This is a genomic window from Oceanobacillus timonensis, assembly GCF_900166635.1.
GTDB classification, from domain to species: domain Bacteria; phylum Bacillota; class Bacilli; order Bacillales; family Amphibacillaceae; genus Oceanobacillus; species Oceanobacillus timonensis.
In genome coordinates this window covers 4,198,205-4,210,315 of sequence record NZ_LT800497.1, presented here as the reverse complement: position 1 = coordinate 4,210,315, position 12,111 = coordinate 4,198,205, and the positions used below count along the sequence as shown (strand labels likewise).

The 12,111-nt window shown below is 37.8% G+C and carries 8 protein-coding genes and 1 pseudogene; 7 read left to right on the top strand and 2 right to left on the bottom strand.

Annotation, left to right across the window (positions count from 1 at the left end; genetic code table 11):
• The first annotated feature begins 679 nt into the window (after positions 1-679).
• Both glmS and B7E05_RS20665 read left to right on the top strand, forming a co-directional pair.
• A complete protein-coding gene (gene glmS / locus B7E05_RS20670; RefSeq protein ID WP_080875973.1) occupies positions 680-2,482 on the top strand; it encodes a glutamine--fructose-6-phosphate transaminase (isomerizing) in 1,803 nt (600 codons plus the stop codon).
• Between the two features lie 113 nt (positions 2,483-2,595).
• Positions 2,596-2,925 (top strand): annotated as a pseudogene (locus tag B7E05_RS20665) (PDDEXK family nuclease); the annotation flags it as partial.
• Between the two features lie 276 nt (positions 2,926-3,201).
• Here B7E05_RS20665 and B7E05_RS20660 read toward each other — a convergent pair.
• Positions 3,202-3,960, bottom strand: coding sequence for an SDR family NAD(P)-dependent oxidoreductase (locus tag B7E05_RS20660; RefSeq protein ID WP_080875972.1), 759 nt, complete (start codon positions 3,958-3,960; stop codon positions 3,202-3,204).
• A 515-nt stretch (positions 3,961-4,475) separates the two neighbouring features.
• Positions 4,476-5,711, bottom strand: a complete 1,236-nt coding sequence (gene fabF, locus B7E05_RS20650; protein ID WP_080875970.1) for a beta-ketoacyl-ACP synthase II — start codon at positions 5,709-5,711, stop codon at positions 4,476-4,478.
• Between the two features lie 122 nt (positions 5,712-5,833).
• Between fabF and B7E05_RS20645 the strand changes: the two genes are divergently transcribed.
• The 5 genes from B7E05_RS20645 to B7E05_RS20625 all read left to right on the top strand — a co-directional run bounded on the left by B7E05_RS20645 (position 5,834) and on the right by B7E05_RS20625 (position 11,771).
• On the top strand, positions 5,834-6,694 hold the full coding sequence (locus tag B7E05_RS20645) for a helix-turn-helix transcriptional regulator (protein WP_080875969.1): 861 nt from the start codon (positions 5,834-5,836) through the stop codon (positions 6,692-6,694).
• A 628-nt stretch (positions 6,695-7,322) separates the two neighbouring features.
• The gene (locus tag B7E05_RS20640) at positions 7,323-8,036 is read left to right on the top strand and encodes a hypothetical protein (RefSeq protein WP_080875968.1); all 714 of its coding nucleotides are present in this window, start codon (positions 7,323-7,325) and stop codon (positions 8,034-8,036) included.
• Positions 8,037-8,717: 681 nt separating this feature from the next.
• The gene (locus B7E05_RS20635; RefSeq protein ID WP_080875967.1) at positions 8,718-9,014 is read left to right on the top strand and encodes a hypothetical protein; all 297 of its coding nucleotides are present in this window, start codon (positions 8,718-8,720) and stop codon (positions 9,012-9,014) included.
• Positions 9,015-9,571: 557 nt separating this feature from the next.
• Positions 9,572-10,999: a serine hydrolase gene (locus B7E05_RS20630; protein ID WP_179134604.1), complete on the top strand. Its 1,428-nt coding sequence runs from the start codon at positions 9,572-9,574 to the stop codon at positions 10,997-10,999.
• 208 nt (positions 11,000-11,207) lie between these two features.
• Entirely contained in the window at positions 11,208-11,771 is a 564-nt protein-coding gene (locus B7E05_RS20625) for a GNAT family N-acetyltransferase (protein WP_080875965.1), read from the top strand.
• Positions 11,772-12,111: the final 340 nt, after the last annotated feature.

Genomic DNA, 12,111 nt, shown 5'->3' with positions numbered 1-12,111 from the left:
TCATTGCCATTCAGCTATATTCGCCTCCCATTTTTCGGGTATCTATCTGTTGCTTCCATGCCGTCATTTGTGTATATTTTGCAACATTTTTACGGTGATTTCATAAGCTGTCTTATCGGAGTGCAAGAAAAAGGTTGACCTTGCATAGAACTTTCCGATAAAATATAGAAAGTTCTTGTTTTCCAAATGAAAACGTCCGTTTGACAAGAACAAATAAAAAGAGAGAGGAGCAGAAGGGACAAAAAAGGAACTATAATCAAAAGCGCCAGGACTATTCTGCGGACGGATGGGAAGAATAGTTGACGAGGTCGGAGGTTATCGAATTATTCGGCGGGTGCCTCCCAGCTGTACATCGCAGTTGCCGCTTTACCTTTAAAACAATAGGGTGACTTATTGTACAAAGAGGTAAAGAACGATGTCTTTAAAAGGAAGTTCAAAAAGTCACCAAATAATAAGCGGCGAATCTCTGCGTTGACGTGTTTTTTCCGATACTCACGTATATAGAAACATACGCTTCGTTCGAAAAAAACACGTCGCCTTGATCTTCTTGCTTCTAATTTGGCAACTTTTTGAACATATATTTATTGTAAATACAAACACGAGAAAGGGGCAGTACAAAGGCCCCTTCGCTTCGAATCGGTCTTTTGTCTCTGCCCCTTCAAACAAGGAGGACATCGACATGTGCGGAATCGTCGGTTATATTGGACAAAATGATACGAAAGAAATTTTATTAACAGGCTTGGAAAAATTAGAATATCGCGGATATGACTCTGCAGGTATTGCTACTTTAGGCGATAATGGGGTACACGTAACCAAAGTAAAAGGACGGATTGCAGCGTTACGTAAAGAAGTAGATAACAAAAATGATGCTGCTATTGGTATTGGTCATACTCGCTGGGCTACTCATGGGGTGCCAAGTGTGCAAAACGCACATCCACATCAGAGTGTAACAGGACGTTTTACTATTGTGCATAATGGGGTTATTGAAAACTATATCGCTCTAAAGAAAGAGTACTTGCAAGATGTTGACTTTGTGAGTGAAACAGACACAGAAGTTATTGTGCAGCTGATTGAAAAACTTTATGAAAAACATAAAAACACCAAAAAAGCATTTGGAGAAGCAATGAGCCTGTTGAAAGGTTCTTATGCTATCGGTTTGATTGACGCAGAAGATCAGGACACTTTATATGTATCCAAAAATAAAAGTCCACTGCTGGTTGGGTTAGGAGAAGGATTTAATCTAATTGCCAGCGATGCGATGGCTACGTTGAAAGAAACAAACGAATACTTGGAAATCTATGATAAAGAAATTGTACTTGTGAACCGCAGCTTTGTGGAAGTACAGACATTAGATGGAGAAGTTCTTGAACGGAAGCCATTCATAACGGAAATTGATGCGAACGATACAGAAAAAGGAACATATCCGCACTTTATGCTGAAGGAAATTGATGAGCAGCCAATCGTGATGCGCAATATTATTCGTGAATACCAAAATGAAAAAGGCGAATTAAAGTTAGACAAAGATATTCGAAAAGCTATGCAAAAAACGGATCGCATTTATATCATTGCAGCAGGAACCAGCTACCATGCCGGTTTAGTTGGAAAAGAATTTTTAGAAAAGCTTTCGAACATTCCTGTAGAAGTGCATGTAGCAAGTGAATTTTCCTATAACATGCCGCTGCTGTCTGAAAAACCTTTATTTATCTTTATTTCCCAAAGTGGGGAAACAGCAGACAGCCGTGCCGTATTAGTTAAAATTAAAGAATTAGGACATCCAGCACTAACATTAACAAATGTACCTGGATCAACCCTTTCTCGTGAAGCAAATTATACATTACCTTTACACGCTGGACCAGAAATTGCTGTAGCTTCCACAAAAGCTTATACAGCACAAATTGCTGTTTTAGCAGTGCTTGCAGTGGATTCAGCGAAAGCAAAAGGTATCAAATTAGAGTTTGATCCATTACAGGAGCTTGCGATTGCAGCGAATGCAATGGAAGTAATTACAAACCAAAAAGAAGAGTTGGAGCAGTTAGCAAGAGACTATTTTGCTACCACACGTAATGCTTTCTATATTGGCCGCAGTACCGATTATCATGTGGCACAGGAAGCAGCATTGAAGCTGAAGGAAATCTCTTATATCCAAGCAGAAGGTTTTGCTGGAGGAGAGCTAAAGCATGGAACCATTGCCTTAATTGAAGAAGGTACACCGGTTATTGCTTTAACGACACAAGAGAACGTAAACTACTCTATTCGCGGCAACGTACAAGAAGTTGTTGCACGCGGGGCGAATGCACTTATCGTCAGCTCCAAAGGTTTAGAGCAGGATGAGGATGCGTTTGTATTGCCGCCAGTTCATGAGTTGTTAACGCCGTTGGTAAGTGTTATTCCAATGCAGCTTCTGGCTTATTATGCAGCGCTGCACCGTGATTGTGATGTGGATAAACCGCGGAATTTGGCGAAGAGTGTTACGGTTGAGTAATAAAAAGAAAAGGATTCAATGATGTTTTGTGGCTTTGAAATAAAGTCGTACCGTTTATAAAAAAGTTGCACCGTTTTGCCCCTTTGGACATGATTATCTAAAGGGGCGTTTTTGTGTTAAAAAGAACTTCTAAAGTTGATAAGTGGGTTAAAGAAGGCCGAGGAGCTGGAAACGATGTAAACTATCAGCCATGGTTAAAGATTCAAGATGTTTCCTCATTAGGCAGATCTACAAGACTAAAAGGTATAAAAACTGGAAGACAACATGAATTCTTGTCGGACTTGGAACGAAACTGCTTTTATGTGGCTGAATTTTCTGATGTAACATTAGACGTTCACGAGCAATTTCCATTATTACCCCATGAGGAAACAATTCTTATCGCAGATGAGTTAGGTGTTAAACATCCTACGGATCCTAAAACTGGTGAGTCAATTGTAATGACGCCAAAGTGAATATACAGGAAATCAGTGATTTTTACCGAAAGGAAAGCGCTGAACGATAATCCAAACCTTCGGATTATCGCTCAGCGCATGCCATAGATACGAATGATTTCCTAATCACTCAAAGCGCAATCGGTAATTAGAATGGCAAGCCAGTCGCTTTTTAATTCTGACTGCTTACGAATACTATTTTTAAAGGAACACCATTGGCCTACTTGGTGCGGATGGAGCGCAGAATGCCTTTCTGAAATCACTCAACAGTCAATTCGCCATATATATTTATCGCGCAATAGTACCTCCGTCAACAATAACTTCTGTGCCCGTCATAAATCGAGCTTCATCTGAAGCTACAAATAGAACAGGATATGCAATATCATCCGGATCGCCGATAAACCCTAATGGTATAGTAGATTCTTTTAATCTTTTTGTTTCTTCGTCTATCGCTGCTTCAACCATTGGTGTCATAACAATACCGGGATGTACAGAGTTTACCCGGATTCCGTCTTTTGCCAACTCCAAAGAGACTGCTTTTGTTAATGAATGTGTTGCACCTTTAGAAGCGTGGTAGGACAATCCGCCTTGATCTCCAACGAATGCTGCAATAGATGAAATATTCACAATAGAGCCAGACTTATTTTTTCTCATATTTGGAGTGACTGCTTTAATACCTAAGAAGTTTCCTTTTAGGTTAATATTTAAAACTTTATCTACTTCGTCCATTTCAAAATCTTCTGGCTTTAAACTTTGCAACCCTGCAATGCCTGCATTATTTATCAAGACATCTATTTTCTCAAAGCGCTTTATTGTTTCATCTACAATAGAAACCCAATCATCTTCATTGGACACGTCATGTTTCAAACCGACTACTTTATCACCATATTCTTTATTAATTTCTTCAACTGTTTTTGATAGCAATTCTTCCTGCATATCTGTTGCAACAACATATGCCCCTTCTTTAGCAAATAACCTCGTTGCTGCTGCACCCTGTCCACCAGCAGCTCCAGTAATAATCGCTACTTTGTTATCTAACCTTCCCAAAATAAAAACCCCCTACTTTGATTCACTAAATATGCCTCAAAATTTGATTACATATTCTATTTTAATTTTAAAAACTGCTAATGTAAAATTAATAATATTTATATTAGTATAAGTATTATTAATGTAAAAAGGATGAAATCATGAATTTCGAAAGCTGGAGTATATAAAAGAAGTGATAGAAACTCTATCCATGTCAATTGCTACGAATATATGGATTATTTCAACATATATTAATGATTTAATTGATACTGGTTTTATTATAAGAGCAGTCAAGGAATTGCCTCCCTTCAGACGAATTGTTAAAAATAATTCTCAAATGAAAGGTGAAAATCGGGAGCCAATGGTCTTCATCATTTCGGCAAGTAAAGAAAGTAGAGCAGGCTAATAGAAGAATATCGTGGGTCCATTTTCAATTATTGCATGCGATTCACTAATGAAATCGCGCATAAGGGTCATTTACTTGAATAAACTCTAACCGTTTCTGGAAAAAACGGTTAGAGTTTGATGATGTTTATTTACTCGTATTTATTTAAGGCAATAGTTGCATTATGGCCTCCGAAACCAAATGAGTTAGATAGAGCCGTATTTATTTTCATTTGGCGAGCAATAGATGGCACATAATCTAAATCACATAATGGATCAGGATTTTCTAAATTAATAGTTGGAGGAACTATTCCTTCCTTTAAGCTCATTGCTAAAGCAATTGCTTCAACACTACCAGCTGCCCCTAACATATGACCAAGCATAGATTTATTAGCTGTTACTGGAATCTGATAAGCTTGTTTTCCAAACAGTTGCTTAATAGCCCTAGTTTCAGAGATGTCCCCCACTTTTGTACTTGTTGCATGAGCACTAATAATATCAATTTCCTCAGGTGATATATTAGCATTTTTTAATGCCGATCTCATTGCAAGATAGGCGCCTTTACCTTCCGGGTGGGTAGCTACGATATGGTGTGCGTCTGAACTTGCACCATATCCAATGACTTCTGCATAAATCTTTGCTTCTCTACGTAAAGCATGAGATAAAGATTCTAAGATTAGAATTCCAGCACCTTCTGACATGACAAATCCGTCTCGATTTTCATCAAATGGACGACTAGCTTTAGTGGGATCATTGTTTCTTGTTGATAATGCTGTAGCATTACTAAAGCTTGCTATTGATAATTCTGTTATAGCTGCTTCGGTTCCACCCGCAAACACAACGTCAACTTCTCCAGAACGAATTAGTCGAAAGGCTTCTCCAATAGCTGTATTTCCGATTGCACAAGCAGAAACTGGCGACATAGAAGGCCCCATCGCATTCCACTTGATACTAATTTGGGCAGCGGCAGCATTAGAAATCATGGCAGGTACTAGAGTTGGGCTAACTCTTCTTGGCCCCTTCTGTCTAAGCGCATCAACGTTTCCAATTAAGGTTTCAATTCCTCCTATACCCGAACCTACGTATACTCCTAGCCTTTCAACATCTATACGATCGAGGTCTAATTTAGAATCCTCCCAAGCCTGTTCAGCCGCAGCCAAAGCAAATTGAGAAAAACGATCTAAACGTTTTGCTTCTTTCTTTCCTAAAACTTTATCTGCATCAAAATCTCGGGTAATACCTGCAATTTTTGTCTTATGATTCGTAACATCAAATGTATCAATGGTAGATATTCCTGATTCACCGTTAATCAAATTGTTCCAAAATGTATTGATGTTGCTTCCTGTAGGGGAAACTACACCCATACCTGATATCACAACTCTTTCCACTTTTCACCCCTCCAAATCAATAGTATAATTATACTCTACATCCTTTTTATCCTATTACAAGTAATTATTTATCCTGGTATAATTACTACTAGGTAACATTGATACAATGAGGTGTTTTAAAAATGAATGATAAAATCAGACTAGAGGCTTTATCGGCATTCTTAAAGGCTAAGCGTGCTCGAATTAAGCCGGAGTCTATTGGTTTCCCTACTGGAACCCGGAGAAGGACACCCGGCTTACGAAGAGAAGAAGTTGCACAATTAGCAGGTATAAGTACCACCTGGTATACATGGCTAGAGCAAGGAAGAGATATAAAAGTTTCTTCAATTGTTCTTGATTGTATTTCTACAGCATTGCAATTGAATAATGATGAAACTGACCATTTATATGATCTTGCTTTGGAGGCAAAATCGGGAATAGTAAATCCAATAAAGAACCAACCTGAGCTTACCCCTTCTTTAAAACGAATTCTAACTGAATTAAAACATTGTCCGACTATCATTACGGATCGACATTGCCATATTGTAGGCTGGAACTCTGCAGCTGCTCATGTTTTTTTGGACTTTGAACAAATACCGAATGATCAAAGAAACTTGATTCGTCTAGTATTTACCAGAAAGGAATTAAAAGCATTAGCTGTTAATTGGGAGGATTTTGCGAAAGGTTTTCTTGCAATTTTCCGCACATACTATGGTCAGTATTTGGGAGATGAATGGTATGATCAATTTATTAAAGAAATGAGTGATTCTCATCCCGAATTTCAGGATTTATGGCAGGAAAGCCAAGTAAGTAAAGCCCCAGAATTGACGGTTGAATTCAGACATGCTAGGGTCGGCAAAATGCTCTTTAATTTAACTTCTTTTCAAGTTCAGGGTGATATGGATTTACGGTGCAGTATTTATACACCAGTAGATGAAACTGATACAGAAAATAAATTAAAGCGATTAATGAAGAGTGTTCCTACAGAAAATTATCTAAAGTAATCTCACTGCGAATAGAGTCGACGGAAATCATTTATAGGTCGTAAAATGGTGAAATTGAAGGATATTCTTATTAAACATCAATCATCTTCCGTTAACGGAGCGCGATTGTTGAAGTTTGCAGCTATAAAATGATCAAATTTTTTTATAAAAAATGTATATTAATTCACAAGGGAAGAATCCATTTTGATCAATCTTTTTTCAAAGCGGATTCTTTCTAATTGTCCTAAAATGAGGATCTGCGGAATATTTTTGATCGAACTTTATTTTAAAGCCACATAGGTTGTAGATTAAAAATAAAGTTGCCATGTTTAAAACAAAGTCGCGAAATTTTACCCCCTTTGGATAGGATTGTCTAAAGGGGTGTTTTTGTGGGGAAAAGAATATCTAAAGTTGATAAGTGGATTAAAATGATTATTTTGATATTCGGAGCTATGATGTATACCGGGAAATGGCAAACCAACAAATTGATGATGTATCAATGTCTCTTATGAATCGTCTATAGAATAATTCGCGAAGTATGCGAGAAAAATATCTTCTGAGCATTCTTTCATAAAATTCCCATGATATGTTTGGTTTTTCTGTTTATGTGGAAAGTATACCTCATATATTAACATCAGGAGGAACAGCTATGGTTACGATAGAATCCATTATAATTGGTATTATATTTATTATTATTCAACTCTATGCCCTGCCGATTGTTGAACGTTCGCCGATTGGACAAAGAAAGCTGCTCTCCTTATCAGGCGGTGTAGCTATTGCTTATGTGTTTGTCTATATTTTACCAACGCTTCATGAGGAGCAGGATAAACTCGGGGGATCGTTCGCATTAGATACGGAACTTTACTTTCTCGGTCTCATCGGTTTATTGATTTACTTTGCAGTATATGCATTTGCTGAGACAAAAACAGCTGCACGGCTGAAGGCAAACACCATTTATTTCGTTCAGATCAGCTTTTTTATGGTGTATTCCTTCATTGTTACCTATATCGTTTTTTCATCCGATGTTCAGCGCGTCGAATCCTTATTTTACGGTCTAGCCATTAGTCTTCATTTTATCGGTTTGTCGTATCATCTGGGAAAAGAGAGTGAGCGGCTGCATAAAAGGGCAGGACGCTACATGCTTGCGGGGGCAACCTTGATTGGGGCGTTTGCAGGAATTTTCGGGCCATCATCCGGTCTGTTTGTAGATTCCATTATTGCTTTTAGTTCAGGTGCCATGATATTTAATGTCATCAGCAAGGAGATCCCTTTTGAAAAGAATGCTCACTTGCCAACATTTTTAATCTCTTCCCTTGTCTATTCCATTATGTTGCTTGTGTTAAAAGGCTTCTTCAATTGGTAGCTACGGGAATCCTGGGAATCCTTAGAAGTAGTGGCTTCCGGAGCTCTGATGGCCGAAAATATTTTAGCGTAGGAATTTTTTAAAATGTTGACGAGGCAGCCATAAGGCGAAAACTCGGATAATAGTATTGGTTTAGGAGTATTTGCTTTTAATGAACCAGCTATAAGGAGTTATGAAAAAGTTGGGTCTGCAAAAGGATTTGGATTGGAGCCTAATCAATATTAAACTTTTACAACGATGCCTGGCTCACACCGGCTTCTCAGTATCTACATTTGGTCATAGCGAAGGGGTGAATGAGAAAGGGTTATATATATCTTTTCCTCATGAGGAATGCTAAGAGGAAATTATCCAGGGATGAGAGAACCAGCATCATCTGGCTTGCTATGGATTTAAAATAAAATTTAACCGTTTGTAAAAAATTAACTGTTTATAGAAATTGGATAGCTTGAAACACGGTGATAAAGTAAAAAAATGGGGGCCGTCATTGGGAATATTTGAATTTCAAAAGCGTATCCCCATATGGAAAGAGATTATAGGTACCCCGGTACCCTAGGCGGGGATCAAAGAAGTGATTTTGTATATTAGTGATGATGGCGGTGAAAGTTGGAACGGTAAAGCGCGTTTTGTTATTAAATCGGATGAAGAAATATCATTTAAGGAGTTTTAAGGGGATGTAGCACCTTGTCTTATATGGAAATATTAAAATTGGCAGTCGCCTTTGTAATCCTTTATATTATTTTTGAGGAAAAAGAAAAGAGTTGGCCAAAAAGGATAAGTGACTTTATCTTTATATGTATTGTTTTTTTCGTGGCAAAAATATTGCCCGGTTACTGGTTTTTTGTAGGATTAATATTTGTACCAACTATTTTATTAGGAATTGATTACATACTTTTTTCAAAGAAAAAGGACAGTTTAAAAGAGTATGCAGGCGCTTTTGTGATTTTAGTATTTTTTATGTCATTTATAAAAATCTTATAATCAATCGGAGAGGTTTCTCTGCCCTCCTAATAGAAAAAATGTAAATAATATTGGCTCAATAACAATTGGGCCAATAGAAAATTAATGTTCCTTAAATAATAAAAATGTTCCTTATAAAAAATAACGTTCCCAAACCCGAAGAACACTCCGGTATATTCCCACCGGACCTTCGGGTTTTTTTACGTTCAAATTCGGTAGAAAACACAAAATTAATCTCCGCTTTAAATCATCCGTTTTTTCGATGCTGCTGTTTCAAATAATCACTCAATATCTCTTCAATAGGATCTGTGCAATGTGAACCCAATAAAAGTCCAATACTTTTGAAAGAACAATACCTTTTCTTTGTTCATTTTTGATGGAAAAGCGAGTACAATGGAGGAACGTAATTTTCTATTGAAGAATTTGGAAATAAGATGTGAGGTTACGAGGAAGAAACGGATGATTGGGAATTGAGAAGAGAACGTTAAGTGAAACATTCGTTTTATATGGGCACATCTTCAAAATTGAGTAAAATCTATCCAAAAAGTAATATAAATAAAAGAGAGAAGGTCTACTTTATGAAAAAAGAAATAGAGATCCATGATTTCGAACAATATGGTGAGGAGCTGTTGGAAAAATACAAGGTACCTGGTTTTGCAATTGGATTAGCTAAAGATGAGGAATGGAATTATGAGAAAGAATTCGGATTCCGTGATACGGAAGCAGAACTTCCTTTATCACCAGATACCATTTTTGGAGTCGGTTCATTAACAAAAGCTTTTACAGCTGTTGCTATTCTTCAGTTACAAGAAAAGAAAAAGCTAAATCTAAATGATCCTGTCATCAATTATTTGCCGGAATTTAAGACACCGAATGAAGCACAAACAAAACAAATAACGATTCATCATTTTTTGACACATACATCAGGTATTCCGCCGTTACCCACTTTAATGGGTGCGGTGAAGAAAAGTATGGAAAAGGATTTAAACTTAGAAGAAAACCAACAGCAAGAGAACCCATTGGATGCAATCCAGGCGATTGATACGCATGCTGAGTTAATGGATGCCATTGCAAAAGCAGCATTCACACCAATTGGGGAGCCGGGAACCGAATTCAGTTATTCAAATGATGCTTACGCCCTTTTAGGTGCCATCATTGAACGCGTTAGCGGTAAACCATATGAATTATATGTGCAAGAAAATATTTTAGAGCTTGCCGGTATGCATCACAGTGGTTTCCAATTGGAGGACCTGGAATATGAAGATATAGCCGTTTTGTATGATACGCAACAGAAAGAGGATAAAGAAATGATAGTTAGGTCCAATAATCCTTTAGATGCTCCAGCAATGCGTGCGGCAGGGTTCTTAAAGTCAACAGTGAATGATATGCTTCAATTTGCAGAAATGATTCGGAATGACGGGATGGTTGACAATGTGCGCATTCTATCCCCGGAAAGTGTGGCATCTATGACAACGCCGTACATCCAATGTGAAAAAGGAACCTACTATGGTTACGGCTTAATGATCATTCCGGATTTCTTTGGGTATAAGCTGATTCAACACGGCGGAGATATTAAAGGGGTAGCGGCTCAGATGAATATTCTTCCGGAAATCGGACTAACGGGAATAGCTCTTGCCAATGTAGCGGGGGCTCCGTCTTCCAAACTGCTTTTTAGTGCATTTTCCAGTTATTTGGGCAAGCCCGTCGATGCTACGCACTTAAACGTTGAGTTTGTTGACTTAGCACCTGGAAGTTTAAAGGAATTGGAGGGAACGTTCCTATCGGGTGATGGTTTGAAAATTGAATTTTATGTGGAAGATGACAGTCTGCATTTGGCAGCTGCTGGTCTAGCTGATGCGGTGCTTCAGCCAATTGGGGATGACCAGTTTTTATTTCCCATGAAGGAAATGGATTCTATCATTCGATTTGTGAGAGATGAAGATAAGCAAATTGATCGGATTGAATTTGCATTTAGACAAATTCCAAAGGTAGAGGAAGGGAATTAATTTTATTTTTGGAAACTAGTATGGCAGCAAAAGTTGCACCAACTCATTTTTAAACGGAATAATACCTTTCAGATGGCAGGATACAATGGTATACTATCTATATCATTTAAACGAAAGGTGTGATGGCTTATGGCATATAAATTAAATTTTCTTCATGTAGATATGGACGTGTTGGTCATTGGAAAAATTATGCTAAGGAGGCATCACATTGGAAATAGAGAAAACCAAACTTCAATTAGAAACGGAAAGATTGGTATTAAGACCGTTGCAGAATGGGGATTATCATCGTTGGCTGGAAGGTTGTCGTAACAGATTACCTTCTCAGTATAAGTACGATGACAATAAAATGGATTTGAGCGGATGGACACAACAAACATTCAATGATAAGGTCGTTTCAAAATTTGAAGAGTATGCTGATCAGGATAAAGTGTATGTATTTGGTATCTTTCGAAAGTCGGATCAAAAACAACTTGGTAAGGTTGAACTCGAAACGCTTATCAGAGATGAATTTCAGTGGGGACTTTTAGGATACACGATTCACAACCAATTTTGGCGGAACGGTTATGGGAAAGAAGCAGTAAAAGCGGCTCTTGATATCGCTTTTAACATACTTGCATTCCATCGCATTGAGGCTCACATCAATGTTGACAATGAACCTTCCTTAAAGCTTGCAGAAAGCGTAGGCATGGAATTTGAATGTATTAGAAAAGGTTTTATATTTGAGTTTGGTGCTTGGACCGATAATATGGTGTATTATATGAACTCCAAATAAGAGGTAGTTATCTTGGGCGCAACTTCGTTTATTTGAATTGCGCCCATTTCCGTTAATGGGCATTTTCCAGGAAAAATGAATGAGCTTATTATAGCTTTGGAATATATGCCGAGTTCAACGAAAAAGATGAGAGATATGATGTTCCTGATAATAAATATAAAATGAATACCATACAGCAGCTGGCAAGAGGTTAATTTGTAATACGCGTTGGTAAGGGGTAACCTTCAGAACGGTTACCCCGTTTTATTATGTGAATGCATTTTATCACAGAGAATCACCCGTAAAACTCCCGCCTCCAAATAAAGAGTAAGAATGAATTTATTGAGGAAGGAGATAACGG